At 71.8% G+C, this 17,418-nt stretch carries 16 protein-coding genes and 1 pseudogene; 8 read left to right on the top strand and 9 right to left on the bottom strand.

Annotated features, from left to right (window positions below; translation table 11 throughout):
* Position 1: 1 nt before the first annotated feature.
* From ureG to OHT52_RS29730, 7 genes and pseudogenes are all read right to left on the bottom strand, one after another.
* Positions 2-622: an urease accessory protein UreG gene (gene ureG / locus OHT52_RS29760; protein WP_328723270.1), complete on the bottom strand. Its 621-nt coding sequence runs from the start codon at positions 620-622 to the stop codon at positions 2-4.
* A 24-nt stretch (positions 623-646) separates the two neighbouring features.
* On the bottom strand, positions 647-1,390 hold the full coding sequence (locus tag OHT52_RS29755; RefSeq protein WP_328723269.1) for an urease accessory protein UreF: 744 nt from the start codon (positions 1,388-1,390) through the stop codon (positions 647-649).
* A 9-nt stretch (positions 1,391-1,399) separates the two neighbouring features.
* Positions 1,400-3,124 (bottom strand): urease subunit alpha, encoded by a 1,725-nt coding sequence (gene ureC, locus OHT52_RS29750; RefSeq protein WP_328723268.1) that lies wholly within the window; start codon positions 3,122-3,124, stop codon positions 1,400-1,402.
* Positions 3,124-3,618, bottom strand: a complete 495-nt coding sequence (locus OHT52_RS29745) for an urease subunit beta (RefSeq protein WP_328723267.1) — start codon at positions 3,616-3,618, stop codon at positions 3,124-3,126. The genes ureC and OHT52_RS29745 overlap by 1 nt, the downstream gene beginning before the upstream one ends.
* Positions 3,615-4,664, bottom strand: a complete 1,050-nt coding sequence (locus tag OHT52_RS29740) for a cobalamin biosynthesis protein CbiX (protein ID WP_443046822.1) — start codon at positions 4,662-4,664, stop codon at positions 3,615-3,617. The genes OHT52_RS29745 and OHT52_RS29740 overlap by 4 nt, the downstream gene beginning before the upstream one ends.
* Before the next feature lie 5 nt (positions 4,665-4,669).
* Positions 4,670-4,975, bottom strand: a complete 306-nt coding sequence (locus tag OHT52_RS29735; protein WP_328723265.1) for an urease subunit gamma — start codon at positions 4,973-4,975, stop codon at positions 4,670-4,672.
* 60 nt (positions 4,976-5,035) lie between these two features.
* Positions 5,036-5,572, bottom strand: a pseudogene (locus OHT52_RS29730) (urea transporter); the annotation flags it as partial.
* Between the two features lie 52 nt (positions 5,573-5,624).
* Here OHT52_RS29730 and OHT52_RS29725 point away from each other — a divergent pair.
* From OHT52_RS29725 to OHT52_RS29700, 6 genes are all read left to right on the top strand, one after another.
* Entirely contained in the window at positions 5,625-6,092 is a 468-nt protein-coding gene (locus OHT52_RS29725) for a fluoride efflux transporter FluC (RefSeq protein WP_328723264.1), read from the top strand.
* On the top strand, positions 6,092-6,466 hold the full coding sequence (locus OHT52_RS29720) for a fluoride efflux transporter FluC (RefSeq protein WP_328723970.1): 375 nt from the start codon (positions 6,092-6,094) through the stop codon (positions 6,464-6,466). Before OHT52_RS29725 ends, OHT52_RS29720 begins: the two co-directional genes overlap by 1 nt.
* Positions 6,467-6,702: 236 nt before the next feature.
* Positions 6,703-7,290 (top strand): DUF6643 family protein, encoded by a 588-nt coding sequence (locus OHT52_RS29715; protein WP_328723263.1) that lies wholly within the window; start codon positions 6,703-6,705, stop codon positions 7,288-7,290.
* 68 nt (positions 7,291-7,358) lie between these two features.
* Positions 7,359-8,183 (top strand): MOSC domain-containing protein, encoded by an 825-nt coding sequence (locus OHT52_RS29710; RefSeq protein ID WP_328723262.1) that lies wholly within the window; start codon positions 7,359-7,361, stop codon positions 8,181-8,183.
* Positions 8,176-8,931 carry an Rv1733c family protein gene (locus OHT52_RS29705; protein ID WP_328723261.1) on the top strand — a complete coding sequence of 252 codons (756 nt, stop codon included), beginning with the start codon at positions 8,176-8,178 and terminating at the stop codon, positions 8,929-8,931. The genes OHT52_RS29710 and OHT52_RS29705 overlap by 8 nt, the downstream gene beginning before the upstream one ends.
* A gap of 337 nt (positions 8,932-9,268) precedes the next feature.
* Entirely contained in the window at positions 9,269-11,713 is a 2,445-nt protein-coding gene (locus OHT52_RS29700; protein ID WP_328723260.1) for a right-handed parallel beta-helix repeat-containing protein, read from the top strand.
* Here the strand turns inward: OHT52_RS29700 and OHT52_RS29695 are convergent.
* Entirely contained in the window at positions 11,683-14,202 is a 2,520-nt protein-coding gene (locus OHT52_RS29695) for a hypothetical protein (protein WP_443046712.1), read from the bottom strand. The two genes, OHT52_RS29700 and OHT52_RS29695, sit on opposite strands and share 31 nt — an antisense overlap.
* A gap of 244 nt (positions 14,203-14,446) precedes the next feature.
* Between OHT52_RS29695 and OHT52_RS29690 the strand changes: the two genes are divergently transcribed.
* Positions 14,447-15,310, top strand: a complete 864-nt coding sequence (locus OHT52_RS29690; RefSeq protein ID WP_328723259.1) for a DeoR/GlpR family DNA-binding transcription regulator — start codon at positions 14,447-14,449, stop codon at positions 15,308-15,310.
* Positions 15,311-15,509: 199 nt separating this feature from the next.
* A complete protein-coding gene (locus tag OHT52_RS29685) occupies positions 15,510-15,962 on the top strand; it encodes an SRPBCC family protein (protein WP_328723258.1) in 453 nt (150 codons plus the stop codon).
* A gap of 99 nt (positions 15,963-16,061) precedes the next feature.
* Here OHT52_RS29685 and OHT52_RS29680 read toward each other — a convergent pair whose 3' ends face one another.
* The gene (locus OHT52_RS29680) at positions 16,062-17,195 is read right to left on the bottom strand and encodes a PLP-dependent cysteine synthase family protein (RefSeq protein ID WP_328723257.1); all 1,134 of its coding nucleotides are present in this window, start codon (positions 17,193-17,195) and stop codon (positions 16,062-16,064) included.
* Between the last annotated feature and the right edge of the window lie 223 nt (positions 17,196-17,418).

Below are 17,418 nucleotides of genomic sequence, written 5' to 3'. Positions count from 1 at the left end.
GTCAGATCAGGACCTTGCGGCGCGATTCGAGGTAGAGCGCGATGTCCTCGATGCCCACGCCGGTGAGGCAGTCGGTGAGGACGACTGGACCGTCACCGCGGACCCGGTGGGCGTCGGACTCCATGACCCCGACGTCGGTCCGGACGTACTGCGCGATGTCGATCTTGTTGATCACCAGCAGATCGGATTCGGTGATGCCGGGTCCCCGCTTGCGCGGCATCTTCTCGCCCTCGGCGGTGTCCAGTACGAAGAGGAAGAGGTCGACGAGTGCCGGGCTGAAGGTGAGGGTGAGGTTGTCGCCGCCGGACTCGTAGAGCAGAGTGTCGGTGTCCGGAAAGCGCTCCAGCATCTCTGCCCCTGCGGCGAGGTTCATGGTGGGGTCGTCCCGTACGGCGGTGTGCGGGCAGGCGCCCGTCTCGACGCCTACGACCCGCTCCGGGTCCAGCACCCCGGCGAGAGTACGGCGAACGTGTTGGGCGTCCTCCTGGGTGTAGATGTCGTTGGTGATGACGGCGGGGCGGCGGCCCCGCGCGATCAGCACGGGGACCAGCGCTTCGATGAGAGCGGTCTTGCCGGAACCGACCGGTCCGCCGATTCCGACGCGCAGTACGTTGTCGTCCATGGGTGCTCCGTGAGTTGTGGGGAGTCAGCTGGCGAACAGCCGGGCTTCGGCCCGTTCGTGACGGCCCGACATGACGTCCGAGGCGAAGGCGGAGGCGCCGACGTCCGCGAGTTCGCGCCGCAGCGCGGCCTCGACGGCCGTGCGGATGACGGGGGCGGCTCCCCGCAGCAGGGTCTGCGCCCTGCGGTGATCGGTGAGCCGCAGGCGTAGGGCCGCGCCCGCGAAGCTCGCGCAGAATGCGAAAAGGTCCGAGGCGACGGCCTGACGGACCGCGACGCCGGATGCCGCGTAGATGATCCCGGCGGCGACGGCCTGGGTTCCGGGTGCTTCCCGGCGTACGACCCGGCCGAAGTAGTCGCCGATCTCGGGGTGGCCGAATACCTCCTGGGAGAGGTCGAGGAGTTGCCGTCCCGTGCGGGTGGCGGCCTGCCGCATCTCCCGGCCGAGCTTGCTCGCGAACAGGTGCTCGTCAATCCGGACGACGGCCTCCATGTCACCCGCGAGTGTCGCCCGGTGGGCGAGAGCGAGAGCGGTTGCGTCGGCCGGTCCGACGGCGTGCAGCAGCAGGTCCTCCAGGAGCGACGGCAGGCTCCCGGCATCGACCGCTCCGGCCTGCGCGAAGCCCTCCAGACTGTGCGAGAGCGTGTAAAAGCCGCTCGGGAAAGCCGAGTCGGTCAGCTGGAGGCTGACCAGGAGCGGTCCGAGCCCTTGGGTGTCGCTGGTGGACCCCGCCGTCCTGACCGCGGGATCGCCCTCGTCCTGGTACACGCGTCCGCCCTAAACCAGGAAGAACAGGTGGTTGAGGGGAAGCTTCTCGGCCGGGTCGATCGTGGCCACCTTGCCGTTGAGCGTGACCTTGAAGGTCTCCGGGTCCACCTTGATGTCGGGCAGGGCGTCGTTGCGGACCATGTTGTGCTTGCCGATGGTCCGGGTCCGGCTCACGGGGAGGATCATGCGTTCCAGTCCGAGTTCGGCCGGCACCCCGGCGGCGATGCCCGCCTGCGACATGAAGGTGGCGTGGGTCGCCTGGAGAGCCTTGCCGTACTGCCCGAACATCGGCCGGTAGATCACCGGCTGCGGCGTGGGCAGCGAGGCGTTGGGGTCGCCCATCTGCGCCCAGGAGATGATGCCGCCCTTGATCACCATTTTCGGCTTGGCGCCGAAGGAGTGGATGGGCCAGAGCACGATGTCGGCGATCTTGCCCTTCTCGATCGAGCCGACGTGGTCGGAGATTCCGGTGGCGATGGCCGGGTTGATGGTGACCTTGGCGAGGTAGCGCAGCACCCTCTGGTTGTCGTTGCGGGCGGAGTCACCCTCCAGGACACCGAGCTTGTCCTTGCAGTGGTGGGCGGTCTGGAAGGCCCGGGTGACGGACTCACCGACCCGGCCCATCGCCTGTGAGTCGGAGGAGAACATGCTGATGACGCCGAGGTCGTGCAGCACCGATTCGGCGGCGATGGTCTCGGCGCGGACCCGGCTGTCGGCGAAGGAGACGTCCTCGGGGATGTCGTGGCTGAGGTGGTGGCAGACCATCACCATGTCGAGCAGTTCGTCCACCGAGTTCTTGGTGTACGGCAGAGTCGGGTTGGTGGAGGAAGGCAGCACGTTGGGCTCGCCCGCGACACGCATGATGTCCGGTGCGTGACCGCCGCCCGCGCCCTCGCTGTGGAAGGTGTGGATGGTGCGGCCGTCGATCGCCGAGCGGGTGTCCTCGAAGAAGCCGCTCTCGTTGAGGCTGTCGGTGTGGATGGCCACCTGCACGTCGTGCCGGTCGGCGACGTTCAGGGCGTTGTCGATGACGGCCGGAGTGGCGCCCCAGTCCTCGTGGACCTTGAGGGCGCAGGCCCCGGCCGCGATCTGCTCGTCGAGCGCCTCCGGCAGGCTGCCGTTGCCTTTGGCCATGATGCCCAGGTTGACGGGAAAGGTCTCCGCCGCCTGGAGGAACCGGGCGATGTTGTACGGCCCGGGAGTACAGGTCGTCCCGTTGGTGCCGTCGGACGGGCCCGTGCCGCCACCGATGAGGGTGGTGATGCCGTTGGTCAGTGCCTGCTCGGCCTGCTGAGGTGCGATCAGGTGGACGTGCGTGTCGATGGCCCCGGCGGTGGCGATGAGGTGTTCGCCGGCGATCGCCTCGGTGCCGGGACCGATGACGAGATCCGGGTGGACGTTGTTCTGGGTCTGCGGGTTGCCCGACTTGCCGATGCCCGCGATGAAGCCGTTCTTGATGCCGATGTCGCACTTGACGACGCCCACGACGGGGTCGATGAGGACGACGTTGGTGATGACGGTGTCCAGCGCTCCCTGGGCACTGGTGGCCTGCGGGTCCGAGGCCATTCCGTCACGCATGGTCTTGCCGCCCCCGTAGAGGACCTCGTCGCCGTACTGGCCCTCGCTGAAGTCCTTCTCGACCTCGACGACGAGGTTGGTGTCGGCGAGGTGGAAGCGGTCGCCGACGGTGGGACCGAACATGTCCGTGTACTGCTTGCGCGGGAGGATGGGCATCAGCGTGACCCCTTCTTCTTTGCCTTGTCCTTGGCCGGCTTGTCGGTGGAGGCCTTGGTGCCCTTGCTGCGCGGCGTCGCTTTGGACCGCGTCTCGCCGTCGTCGGCCCAGGTACGCCGGGGGCCGGCTCCCTCGAAGCCCTGCTCGATGGCCTTGCGTACCGCCTCGACCTTCGCGGGGTGGGAGGCGAGACTGCCGTTGAGCAGGCCGCTGAAGCCGACGAGGCGGCCCGTTCCCGCATAGGTGCAGAGTTCCACCTCGCGCTGACCGCCGGGCTCGACGCGTACCGAGGTGCCGGCGGGGATGTTGAGGTGCATGCCGAGCGCCTTCTGGCGGTCGAACGAGAGCGCCGAGTTGACCTCGAAGAAGTGGTAGTGCGAACCGATCTGGATCGCTCGGTCTCCGGTGTTGCTGACGGTCAGTCTGACCGTGCGCCGGCCCGCGTTGATCTCGATGGGGTCCTCGCCGTAGAGGTACTTCTGGCGGTCGGTCATACGGAACTCCTGACAGCGCGGTCCGCACCTTCGACGATCACGTGGGGGTGCGGGCGGGGGTTCGAATGGCTGTGGTCGTCGTGGTGGTGATGGTGTGGGTCCCGGTGGCTGTGGGGGTGCTCGTGCTCCTCGCCCGAGGGGTGCCTGTGCATGTGGCTGTGGGCGTGGCCGTGTTCGTGGCCCTCACCCGGCGGGTGGGCGTGGTCGTGCTCGTGGTCATGGGCTTGGTCATGGGTGTGGGCGTGGTCGTGCTCGTGGTCATGCCCGTGCCCGTGGTCGTGGCCCTCGCCCGGCGGGTGGGTGTGGCCGTGCCCGTGGTCGTCGGCCGCGGCGAGGCCGGCGGTGATCCCGTCGTCGGCCCGCTCGTTCCATCGGCGCCTGGCGTCGGCGACCCGCTCGGCGAGGACCCGGGTCAGTGCGGCCCGCGACACCGGGGGGCCGGCGCACTCGATCCGTGCTCCTGGCCGATCGGCCGCGTCGGGGACGGGGGGCGCCTCCGGTGCGGCGAATGCCGCCGGGAGCAGCACCACCCGGTCCGCACCGAGGAGGAGGCAGCGCCGGACACCTTCGGCGGTATCCGGTTCGCCGCCCGTGAACGCGACCTCGACCAGGCAGTGGTGGCCGTTGCGTTGGACCAGGCTCGCCACCCGGTACAGCTCGGCGTCGTCGAAGGGGTCTCCCGCCGGGGCGGTGACGAGCAGCGCCGAGGTGACGGGTACGCGGCGGGCCGCCGCGCGCAGCCAGGCGATCAGATGTGTGGTGGTGCCGAAGGGCTCGGCGAGCAGGGCTCGAGGTTTCCGGGAGCCCTCGCCGGTGGGCAGCGCGCGAAGGGTTCGGGCCGAGTCGGCCACGAGCCGAGGGTCCCGCCCCAGGGTCATCGGGACCACGCACAGCTGCTCGGGTCCGGGCCCCGGTCCGGCCACGGCACGGTAGAGCTCACGCCCGCTGGACACGACGACGACCCCGAGTGCCTCCAGGTCCCGGAGCGCCTCTCCGTACGCGGTCTCGTGACCGCAGACGGCGACCACGCGGCAGTCGTCCTGCAGCACGTTCATCCGCCGATGGGGTCGTGACAGGACACCAGTTTGGTGCCGTCGACGAAGGACGCCTCGATCTGCAGCAACCCGAGCATGTCCCGCACGCCGGGCATGGTGGCGTCCTCGGCGACGACGTGACGGCCGAGTTCCATGCAGTCGGCGACGCTCTCGCCGTCCCGGGCGGCCTCCAGGATCGCCTCGGAGATCAGCGCCACGGACTCGCTGTAGTTGAGCTTGAGCCCGCGGTCCTGGCGCTTGCGCGCCAGGTCGGCCACGACGTACAGCAGCAGTTTGTCGATCTCGCGTGGTGCGAGGTTCATCGTCGGTACCTCTCGGTGCGTGGGGAGGGTCGTCGAGGGAAGGGCTCGTGCCCGACGGGGTCAGCTGCTCGGGCGGAAGCGCGGCAACAGGGGGACGGCCGCCATGAGCGCCCAGGTCGTGAGGATGAACGGCCAGGTGAAGGTGTGGCCGCCGAAAGGTTTGAAGAGCGAGGTGAGCGAGGCGGTCAGCCCGGTGGTGGCGGCTGCTCCGAACAGGGCGTACGCGCCGTTCCACACCGTGGGGGCGAGGAACACGGCACCGACGGCGATGGCGACGAGCACGGCGTTGTAGCCGTAGATGCCCTCGGCGATCGACGCGGTGGGGGCGCCCAGCGCCCAGGCCGCGACGATCCCGACCACGCTGCCTGCGGCCGCGTACAGGAGCACGTGCACCCCGGCGAAGGCGAGCCCGACGAGCATGATCAGCCCCACGTACCACGCGTCGACCAGGAAGATCTGCGACACGTTGGTGAAGAACGCGTGCCACAGGTCGCTCCAGGAGATGCCGGTGTCCCCGCTCGTGGTGCTGGACACGGCGTCGGGGGCACCGTGCCAGATCCTGGCGAACGAGGGCGCGCCGAGCACCATGACGCCGGACGAGTGCGCGCTGTGCTGCGGAGGGCTCGGTGCCGCTCCACAGGTTCGGCTGATGACCCCGACACCGTTCACTCGTCACCGACCGCACCCCGACCACCCGCCCGAGGTCCGGATCGCCGTCGTCGCCGCGGTCGCGGTCGGGGGTGCGGCCGGCGCGGCGGCGCGCTACGGCGCCGAACTGCTCTGGCCGACCGGCTCTGCCTCGTTCCCGTGGACGGTCCTGCTGATCAACGTCGTCGGCTGCTTCCTCATGGGCGTCCTGATGGTCACCGTGAAGCTCCGTCTTCCCGGGGGCCACCCGCTGATCAGCCCACTCCTGGGCACCGGCGTGCTCGGCGGCTTCACCTCGTTCTCGCACTACGTGGACGATGTGCGGGAGCTGTTCGAAGGCGGCCGGCCCGGCTACGCGCTCGGCTGTCTGCTGCTGACGGTGGTGGCGGCGCTGGCCGCCGTCACGGTGGGAGCCTTCGCCACGCACGCGCTCCTCGGAGACCGCCGCGACTCCCGGGAGAAGGCGTGATCGCCGACTGGCTGCTCGTCCTGGTCGGTGCGCTGGTGGGCGCCCCGCTGCGTTATCTGCTCGGAGTGGGCGCCTCCCACCGTCTGCGCTCAGCTTTTCCCTGGGGCACCTTCGCAGCCAACGCGGCCGCCTCACTGGTGCTGGGCTTCGTCGCCGCCACGGCGTCGGACGGAGATCTGGGGCCCCGGACCCAGCTCCTCCTCGCCACCGGCTTCTGCGGGGCGCTGTCCACCTGGTCGACGTTCTCGTACGAGCTGCTGACCCTGACATCGACACGGCGCCTGGCGACGGCCGGGAGTTATCTGATGCTCAGTGTGGGCGCGGGTGTCGGGCTGTCCTTCGCAGGTGCGGCGGTGGCCGGAGTCATCTTCTGACGGCGCTCGGCACCTTGTTCCGGGCCGCCGGGGCGGATTCCGAGCGTCCTCCCAAACCGGGACGCGGCAGGATCTTACGACAGCGGGCGATGCGCTCTTTACACGATCATTACAGCCCACGGTGACCCTTTTGAGGAAGTTCGCTCGCATTGCTGAACTCAGCTGGCGCACAACTCGCGAAACAACCTTCTGGGCGGCCTCCCCAACTGGCACATCGTGGGCTTAACTTAGGTGGCATGACCTCCCCCCGCTCCAGCTACGGCAGCGGCTACTACGCCGCACCGTCGTTCGCCGACACTCCGATCTACGACTCCCTGGTCGCGGAGCGAGGCACGCCTCAGATCGCGCCGATCCGAGTGCCCGCCGCCTACGAGACCGGCAACAGCTACCTCCCCGCGCTGCCGTCCTCCCTGCCGGCCCTTCCTGCCGCTCCTTCCCAGCCCGCCGGTTCTTATGGCTATCAGCAGCCGATGGCGCAGCCGTACCAGCCGCAGGCTCCGATGCACCCCGCGCAGATGCAGCCCGCACAGCTGCAGCACGCCCCCGCGCCGTACATCCCGCAGCAGCCCTCGCCCATGCGGGGCTATCCGCAGCAGCAGACGCCCGCCCGGGGGTTCCCCGCGCAGCAGACCCCTGCGCGCGGCTTCCCGCAGCAGCAGGCTCCGGGGCGCGGTGGCTACCAGCAGCAGCAACAGCCGCCGCGGCCCGCGCCCGCGCCCGCCACCGGCTACGAGGCGATGCGGCCGGCGGCACCCCGCCCGGCGCCGGCACCTTCCCCGTACGAGGACCCGTACGACCGTCCGTACCAGGGCCGGGGGTACTGACCTCCCCCGCCCGGAGGGGCGGTTCCGGGCGTGCGCGGGGTGGCGGAGGACCCTGACAAAATGGGTGGATGGCACCTCCCGTTCTGCACTCCATCCACCTCCATCCCGTCAAGTCGCTGGCGGCACTGACCGTCGACGAGGCCGTTGTCGAGCCGTGGGGACTCGCGGGCGACCGTCGTTGGATGCTGGTGAGCGGGGCGGGCACAGCTGTCACACAGCGTCAGGAACCCCGTCTGGCGGGGATCTCCGCGGCGGCGCTGCCGGGTGGTGGGGTGGAGCTGTCCGCGCCCGGCAGGGAGCCGCTGGCGGTGGCGGTGCCGGAGCGCTCGGACACGGTCGTCGTGGAGCTGTTCGGCAAGAAGTGCGAGGTGGTCGAGGCGGCGCCGGCCGCGCACGCCTGGCTGAGCGGCTTCCTCGGGGCGGAGGTCCGGCTCGTCCACCAGGACGAGCCGTCGTTCCGGAGGCCTGTCGACCCGGCGTACGCGCGGCCAGGGGAGACCGTCAGCCTCGCGGACGGGTACCCGCTGCTGGTGACCACCACCGCGTCGCTGGATGCCCTCAACGCGCTGATCGCGAGCGGCGACCACGCGCGGGAGGGACCGCTGCCGATGAACCGGTTCCGGCCCAACGTCGTGGTGGACGGCACCGCCCCCTGGGAGGAGGACGGCTGGCGGCGGATCGCGATCGGCGCGGTCGCCTTCCGGGTGGTGAAGCCGTGCGCGAGGTGCGTGGTCACCACCGTCGACCAGTCGACGTCGCAGCGGGGCAAGGAGCCACTGCGCACGCTCGCCCTGCACCGCAGGTCGGGGGCGAAGCTGCTCTTCGGCCAGAACCTCGTCCCGGAGGGTACGGGGACGGTCCGCGTCGGTGAACCCTTCCGCGTTCTTGAGTGAACGTTTCGCGGACGACCGGGAACAGTCGGGGAGCGCGAGCGCGTTGGGTGTGGTGGTGAGGCGGCTCTCCGCACTCCCCCGGAGCGCACACGAGCGCTTCGGGCAGTGCGTGACAAAAGGGGCGAAGGGGGCGAGGGCTGTGCGGGCGGTCTGGGGGGTCTGGCGCTGGCGGCACAATCCCCTGTGCCGGGGAACGGACCGCCGCGAGGCGTGGCTGGCGCTCTGCGCCCTCCTCCTCGTGGTGGTCGTCGCGCCCGCCGTCGGCTGTCTCTGCGGACTGCTCACCGATTCGGCGCTGCGCGACACGATCCGGGAGCAGCAGGCGCACCGCCACCGGACGAGCGGGGTCGTGCTGAGCGTGTCCGCGGGCCCGGCCGCGTTCGCCGGTGACCCGGAGAGCGGCGCCGGCCCCGCGACCCGGCAGACGGTGACGGCGAGGTGGAAGGCCCCGGACGGCGGTGAGCGGCACGGCGCGGTCCCGACCGCGGCGCGTGTGCGCGAGCCCGGTGAGCGGGTGCTGATATGGATCGACGACCGCGGCGCTGTCGCTCCGCGCCCCATGGACGTGCCCACCGCGCACATACATGCGGGCCTGGCCGGGGCCGGTGCGTTCGGGTTGACGGCCGGAGTCGTGGAGGCGGTCCGGCGGACCGTGGTGCGGTGCATGGTGCGACGGCGGTACGAGCGACTGGACCGGGCCTGGGCGACGGCGGGCCCCGACTGGGGCAGAACCGGAACGGGCTCCTGAGCGGCTCGCCGACAGCGCCCCGAACGATTCCCGAGCACCCCGCGAGGTTCCCCGTACGGCCTCGGGACCATCGTCCGCAACAGGCTCCCGGTATCGGTGAACCGCGCTCCGGACCGGGCCGACGGCCTTGTCCGGGGCCCCACTTCGGCGAGGTGGGGGACGGAGTCGTCAACTGCCGCCCGCCGCGCGCGCTACGGTGGACCGGCCCGCCCTTCCCCTCGGCAGGGCGGACCCGCCAGCGCCGTCGTCGAAAGGCCGACGGCACCTCGCGGTCGCACGACCGTGCGCACGGACACGAGGGATCGCACACAGCACGAGGTGGGGGCAGAACAGCGCCATGGCACAGGGCACGGTCCAGGTGACGCACACCGGCACATCGCGATGGCGGCGCCGCACCGGCGAGTACCCCTCGCTCGGCGCGGCCCTGGAAGCGGCGGCCGAGGGCGATGTCCTCACGATCGCTCCGGGAACGTACCGGGAGAATCTCGTCGTCCAGCGCGCGGTCACGCTGCGCGGTCCCGAAGGGGCCGTCGGTTCGGTCCGCATCGCACCGGTGGACGGCGTGCCGCTCACCGTGCGGGCTTCCGCCGTCATCCAGGACCTGCACGTGGAGGGCCAGGACTCGGCGGCCCCGGCGGTGCTGGTGGAGGCAGGCGCCCCCGACCTCGTGGACCTGCGGATAGTGACGCGCTCTGCGTCCGGGATCGAGGTACGCGGCGCCGGTCGCCCCACCGTGCGGCGGTGCACCGTCGACAACCCGGCGGGGGTCGGGATCGCGGTCCTGGACGGCGCGGGCGGTGTGTTCGAGGAGTGCGAGGTCGTCTCGGCGGGGCAGTCCGGCGTGTCGGTGCGCGACGGCGCCCACCCCCGGCTCGACCGCTGCCGCGTCCACCACGCCTCCGGCTCGGGGCTGAGCGTGACCGGCGAGGGCAGCGGGCTGGAGGCCGTGGGCTGCGAGGTGTACGAGGTCAAGGGCAGCGGGGTCCAGGTGACCGCGCGCGCCTCCGCCCATCTCACCGACTGCACCGTGCACCGCACCTCCGGCGACGGCATCACGCTCGACACCGACGCCGTGCTGACGCTCGCCGACTGCGACATCCACGACATCCCGGAGAACGCGATCGACCTGCGTTCCCGTTCGGTGCTGACGCTGACCCGTTCCACGGTCCGGCGGTTCGGCCGCAACGGGCTCTCGGTGTGGGACCCCGGTACCCGGGTCGACGCCAACCAGTGCGAGATCCACGACAGTACGGGTGACTACCCGGCCGTCTGGGTCAGCGACGGCGCCACGGTGATACTCGACGCCTGCCGCGTCCACGACGTGCCCGACGCCCTGTTCGTCCTCGACCGCGGTTCCCGCGCCGACGTGGTGGACAGCGATCTCACCCAGATCCGCAACACCGCCGTCTCCGTGAGCGACGGAGCCACCGCGCAGCTGGACGACTGCCGCATCCGGGAGGCGTCCACCGGCGCCTGGTTCCGGGACCACGGCAGCGGCGGCACTCTCAACAACTGCACCATCGACGCGGCGCAGACCGGTGTCATCGTCACCAAGGGCGCCGACCCCACCATCGAGCGGTGCACGGTGACCTCGCCGGCCGAGGCCGGTTTCTACGTCTCCGCCGAGGGCCGGGGTACCTTCCACGGCTGCCGGGTGACCGGCAGCGAGGGGTACGGCTTCCACGTGATGGACGGGTGCCGCACCACCCTCACCCGGTGCCGTACCGAGCGGTGCGCGCGGGGCGGTTACGAGCTCCCCGAGGGCACCTCCCCCGACGGATCGGGCGGCGCGGGACCGGTCGTGGAGGACTGCTCCAGCGACGAGAGCGCCCTGCGCGGGCCCGCCGCCGCCCCCGCCGCGCCCGTACTCACCGCGACGCAGGCGGCGCCGGTGCTGCTCGGCTCGATGCCCGCGCCACGCGCCGCGGCGCCGTCCGCCGCGCCCGTGCCCGATCCGCCGGCCGAACCGGTCCGCGACTCCGAAGCCGTCCTCGGCGAACTGGACGCGCTGGTGGGCCTGGACAGCGTCAAGCGGGAGGTCCGCGCGCTCACCGACATGATCGAGGTGGGCCGCCGACGGCAGCGGGCGGGGCTCAAGGCCGCCTCCGTCCGCCGCCATCTGGTCTTCACCGGCTCCCCCGGCACCGGGAAGACCACGGTGGCCCGGTTGTACGGCGAGATCCTGGCCTCCCTCGGCGTACTGGAGCGGGGCCACCTGGTCGAGGTCTCCCGGGTGGACCTGGTCGGCGAACACATCGGCTCGACCGCCATCCGCACCCAGGAGGCGTTCGACCGGGCCCGTGGCGGGGTGCTCTTCGTGGACGAGGCGTACGCCCTCTCCCCCGAGGACTCCGGCCGGGACTTCGGGCGGGAGGCCATCGACACGCTGGTCAAGCTGATGGAGGACCACCGCGACGCCGTGGTGGTGATCGTCGCCGGGTACACCCAGGAGATGGAGCGGTTCCTCACCGTCAACCCCGGTGTGGCGTCCCGCTTCTCCCGGACCATCACCTTCGGCGACTACCAGCCGGGCGAACTCCTGCGGATCGTCCAGCAGCAGGCCCAGGAGCACGAGTACACCCTCGCCGAAGGCACCGGCGAGGCCCTCGCGAAGTACTTCACGGAGCTGCCCAAGGGGCCCGCCTTCGGCAACGGCCGCACCGCGCGCCAGACCTTCGAGTCGATGGTGGAACGGCACGCGGGCCGGGTCGCCCAGTTCACCGAGACGAGCACCGACGACCTGACCCTGCTCTACCCGGAGGATCTGCCCGAACTCCCCTGACCCTGCGCGCCCTCCGTGCTCGGGTGCCCGGCCCCGTCGCCCTGCCGGGGCAGTACCGGGCCGAGTTCGGCGAGCAGCGCGGCGCGCTCCCGGGCGAACACCGGGTCGGCCTGGTAGTCGGAGTGCCCCAGAATGGGCTCGGGCAGGGGCAGTTCGGCGGTGCGGCCGTGCACCAGCGGGTCCTTCAGCGGTCCGCGGTCGACCTCGGGGCGTCCTGCTCCCTCGTCGATCCGGACGGGTCCCCCTATCGGGTCGGTGGCCCGCCACAGGTTGCGCCAGCAGTGGACCGAGCCGTGCAGCCCGCGCAGCGCGGCGGGACCGAAGTACGCCGGAAACCAGCGGCCGTACAGCCGTTCGGCGGGTGATCCGTAGGTGAGGAGCGCAACCCGGCGGCGGGTGACGGCCGGAAGCTGCCAGACGGCGGAGGCCGCGAGCACACTGCCCTGCGAGTGGCCCGAGATGACGAGCCTGCCGCCGGTCCTGGCCGTCCAGGCGGACATCCGGGAGGCGAGGTCGGGCACGGCCCGCTCGGCGTAGCAGGGCGGCGCGAAGGGATGGGCGGCGCGCGGCCAGTACGTGCCGACGTCCCAGAGGATGCCGATGGTCCGCCGGGCCGAGGCGTCGCGGTAGGCGCGCCGGCCGGAGGCGACGAAGAGTATGAAGCCGAAGCCGACCATCCAGGACCCCGTCGACTGCGCGGCCTCGGCCGCGGATTCGAGGAACGGTCCGGTCCCGTCCATGGCCCGGCCCGGCACCTGCCCGGTGGACCAGGAGCCCGCCAGGGCCGCGGCGCCCAGCAGCAGAGTGGCCCCGGACACCAGTCCGATGATCCAGGCCGCCTCGTCGGTGAGCCGGGCGGTGGCGCGGACCCGCGCGATCTGCCGGGTACGGCCGCGCTCCGGTGTGCGGCCCCGGTACTCCGGGGCGTACTCGGCGGCGACGGCCGGTTCGAAGCGGCGGGCGAGGCGGGCGGTGCGGACGAGGAGCACACCCACGGGCACCAGCAGGACGAGGAGCAGTACCGGGAGCACCGACGCCTGCCAGCTCAGCAGGACGGGCGGACCTCCTATGGCGGAGCCCGCTCCCATGCCGGGGGTGCCCGGGCCGTCGAGCCAGTCGGCGACCCGCTGGGCGAGCCCGCCGGTCATGACCCCGCCCAGCGCGCAGGCCAGCATGGCGATCGCCGGGCCGCCCAGCCCGTACAGCGCGGTGCGGGCGTCGGGGGCGTGGCGGTGGAGGCTCACGGCGACGGCGGCGAGCGCGACCACCAGGACACCCTGGCCGACGGTGAGCGCCCGGAAGGTGTCCGCGCCCGCGACGAGAACGCCCGAGGAGGTCCAGCCGGGCCGCGACCAGGCCGCGTGGAGGAGGGACACGGCCAGCAGCACGAGGGCGGCGGAGGGGAGGAAGTTGATGACCGCCCCGTCGAGGCGGTGGTCGAGACGGCGCTCGCTGCGGCCCCGGCTGCAGACGACGGCCACGACGAGGAGGGCGCAGGACGCCAGGGCTACGGTGAGCAGGCGGCCGAGGAGTACGGGGCCGGGGCCGGAGTGGGCCAGGTCGTAGTCGGCGGCGGCCCGCTGGACGAAGACGGCGACGGTGAGCAGCCCGGCGGCGGTGTGCGCGGCGCGCAGCCGGGCGACGAGGCGGCGCCCGTACCAGAAGCCGGGGCGGCCGAGCGCGGCTCGCGCGGCGGGTGCGGCATCCGCGGTGTCGCCGCGGTCGGGGAGCTTCGGCTCCGGCGTGTCGCCACCGTCCCCGACGCCGCCCGGTGGGCTGTCCCGGGCGCTCCTCGCGTCACCGTCCGTGTCCGGGACCTCGTCCGGGCCTCCGCGCGCGTCGCCTCGCGAGTCGGTGCCCGGGAAGGGGCGCTGGGACTCGTACGCGCTCCACGTGCGGTTGGACAGGTACCAGAGCAGGGTGACGAGGGCCGTGGGCAGCGCGGCGGCGAGGGCGAGCCGTCTGCCGGGCTGGGACCACCAGCCGCCCTGTTCGGCGGAGAGGAAGCCGAGCCAGGACCGCCGGTCCGAGCAGGCGGACACACCGGCGCACTGCCAGGCCACGAGGTCGAGCGCCACTTCGCAGGCCGCGGCCGTCAGCAGCACGGTGAGGCTGAGCGCGAGGACCCGGACCAGCACACCGTAGAACCGGACCGCGTGGGTGCGTCCCCTCGCGGCGGGCCGCATCCAGTGCGCGAGGTTGACCACCATGAACGGCAGGAGCAGCAGCCACAGGGCGCGGGAGCCGTTGCCGGAGGTCAGGTTGGACCAGCAGTAGGCCTCGGCGACGGGCTTGTCGCGGTAGCGCTCGGGATGTTCCTCCGCGTCCACGTCCTCGGGGCGCCGGTACATCGCGGCGGTGAAGTCGCCGGTCACGCGCACCGTGCGCGGGTCGCCGAGCATCTCCTGCGGCGTGGTGCCGCCGACGCCGTGGACGAGCAGTTCGAGCGCGATCCCGGTGGACCGGGAAACCTGGGGAGCAGGGGCCAAGGGAGTACTCGCTCTCCGGTGTGCCCGGCCGTCCGGCGGGCGTGGAAGGGGGTGGCGGGCGGCTCGGCGAGGACCGGCGCCCGTTCCACCAGAATCGCCGAGATCGTCGTCGGGTGACGGCCTCTCACCGAATCTCCCCACGTCGGACCTCGGTGGCCCCTCCCGTGAGGCGCGTGGGAGGATTGGGCGGGCGTTCCGCGGTGCCGCGGAACGCTACGGCCAGAGGGAAGGACCGGACCCCGCGTTGAGCGAGAATCAGAATCTGCTCGCGGAGCAGCGGCGTGCCCTGATCCTCGACGAGGTCCGCAAGCGCGGCGGCGTCCGCGTGAACGAGCTCACCCGTCGGCTCAACGTGTCCGACATGACCATCCGGCGGGACCTGGACGCGCTGGCACGCCAGGGCGTCATCGAGAAGGTGCACGGTGGCGCGGTACCGGTCGTGGACACGAGCACCCACGAGCCCGGTTTCGAAGCGAAGTCGGCCCTGGAGCCGGGCGCCAAGGAGGACATCGCCCGGGCGGCGGCGGCGATGGCCGTGCCGGGCAGCGCCATCGCGCTCTCGGGCGGTACGACCACCTACGCGCTGGCACAGCGGCTGGTCGACGTACCGGACCTGACCGTGGTGACCAACTCGGTGCGGGTGGCCGACGTGTTCCACGACGCCCATCGCCCGGCCTCCTCGGGCGCCGCCCGCGCGGGCGCGGCCACGGTGGTGCTGACGGGCGGGGTGCGGACCCCTTCCGACTCGCTCGTCGGGCCGGTCGCGGACCGCGCCATCGGCTCGCTCCACTTCGACGTGCTCTTCCTCGGGGTGCACGGCATCTCCGACGAGGCCGGCCTCTCCACGCCGAATCTGGCGGAGGCGGAGACGAACCGGCGGTTCGTGTCGGCCGCGCGCCGGGTCGTGGTGGTGGCCGACCACACCAAGTGGGGGACGATCGGGCTGAGTTCGTTCGCGACGCTGGCCGAGGTGGACACCTTCGTGACGGACGCGGGTCTGTCGGGGTCGGCGCGGGCGGAGATCGAGGAACTGCTGCCCGGTGGCCTGCTGGTCGCGGGGCCGACCGGGGCACCGGAACCCGGCGCGCGACCGACCGCCGAGCGCTGACCCGCTCCCCCGCGGCGCCGCAGGACCGCCCGAGTACCTCCGGTGCGGTGCGGGCGGCCTCGGGCCTGCCACGGCCCACGGCCCTGCGCCGGCCCGGAACGGGCCACGCCGGCCGGGACCGCTCCGGCCCGGACCGCGCCGCGCCGGGGGCCTTCCGCTTGTCCGCCGCAAAGTGGCGGACACGGCCTACGATCGGACGGTGGCCGTCTTCCGGATCGAGCGATTCACGTCCCTTCCAGCCGCCGAGGCCTGGCGCCGGGTGACCGACTGGGAGCGGCACGGTGCGTATGTGCCGCTCACCTCGGTGCTCGTCCCGGCCGGCGCGCGGACCGAGGTGGGCACGGTGTTCGTCGCCCGGACCGGAGTGGGTCCCCTCACCTTCGACGACCCCATGGAAGTGGTGCGCTGGACGCCACCCGAGGCGGGCCGTGCGGGGCTCTGCCGTCTGGAGAAGCGCGGGCGTACGGTCCGGGGGCGGGCGTCGATCGACGTGATGCCGACCCGGACCGGCTCCCATGTGGTGTGGGTGGAGGACGTCCGGCTGTTCCTTCCTGGCAGGTGGATCGATCCGCTGCTCCTGGCGGCGGGGCGGCGGATGTTCGGCCGGGTGCTCGACGGCCTCCTCGAAGCCCCGGCGCGCACGCCGCGGTAGCCGAGGCCACCGTAGCCGTAGCCGTGGCCACGGCGTACGGGCCGCCCGCCGGCGCGGTTCCGCCGTCCGGCCCGCACGCCGTGAGAAGCGGCGCGGGAGTCAGGCCGGCCAGACTCCGGTGCGCAGGAACGTGTCGAGCGTGGCGGCGTACGGGGCGATGTCGAGGCCCTGCTGGTTCAGCCAGGCGTCGGAGTAGTACTTGTCCAGGTAGCGGTCGCCGGAGTCGCAGATCAGCGTGACGACACTGCCCTGCTCACCCCGCTCCACCATTTCCGCGATGATCTTGAAAGAGCTCCAGAGCCCGGTCCCGGTGGAGCCGCCCGCCCGGCGTCCCATCACCCGCTCCAGGGCGCGTACCGCCGCGACGCTCGCCGCGTCCGGGACCTTCATCATCCGGTCGATGGCCCCGGGGACGAAGCTCGGTTCCATCCGCGGCCGGCCGATCCCCTCGATGCGGGAACCGCAGTCGCTGCTCGCCAGCGGGTCGTGCCGCGTCCAGCCGTCGAAGAAGCAGGAGTTCTCGGGGTCGGGGACACAGATCCGGGTGTCGTGCTGCATGTAGTGGACGTACCGGGCGATGGTCGCCGAGGTGCCGCCGGTCCCCGCCGTGGCGACGATCCACGCGGGCTCCGGATAGCGTTCCAGCCTCAGTTGCTGGTAGATCGACTCGGCGATGTTGTTGTTGCCGCGCCAGTCGGTGGCCCGCTCCGCGTAGGTGAACTGGTCCATGTAGTGACCACCGGTTTCCTTGGCGAGCACGGCCGACTCCTCGTACATGGCCCGGGGATCGTCGACGAAATGGCAGCGGCCACCGTGGAATTCGATCAGACGGCACTTCTCGGGACTGGTCGTCCGCGGCATCACCGCGACGAAGGGAACCCCGATCAACTTGGCGAAATACGCCTCGGAGACCGCCGTCGAACCACTGGACGCCTCGATGACCGGCTTTCCCGGGCGGATCCAGCCGTTGCAGAGTCCGTAGAGGAAGAGCGACCGGGCGAGGCGGTGCTTGAGACTGCCGGTCGGGTGGGTGGACTCGTCCTTGAGATACAGGTCGATGCCCCACTCCTCGGGCAGCGGAAAGCGCAACAAGTGGGTGTCCGCCGACCTGTTGGCGTCGGCCTGCACCTTGCGCACGGCCTCTTTGAGCCATGACCGGTACGCGGAGTCACTGCGGTCGACGTCAGTCGTCGTGACGGCCTCGCCATCGCGTCCGTGCCCGCTGATGCCCATCGCTGATCCTCCTGGTGGAGACGGTGCTGCCTTCCCCCTACGATATTCCTCCCACCTGCACAAACAGGGACTTGGGCCTGCCCCAGGAATCGCTTGGGTACGGAGCACGGATCGCGGGCACCCGGCAAGCCGACACACGTCGCCCGGCGTCACCTTGCGTACACGCGATTCAGCCCGACACGCGCACGTGAACACGTGCCAGGACGGGAAGAATCCCCCCAGG

Origin of the sequence: Streptomyces sp. NBC_00247 (assembly GCF_036188265.1) — a bacterium.
Lineage (GTDB): Bacteria > Actinomycetota > Actinomycetes > Streptomycetales > Streptomycetaceae > Streptomyces.
This window is presented reverse-complemented; position numbering and strand designations above follow the sequence as displayed.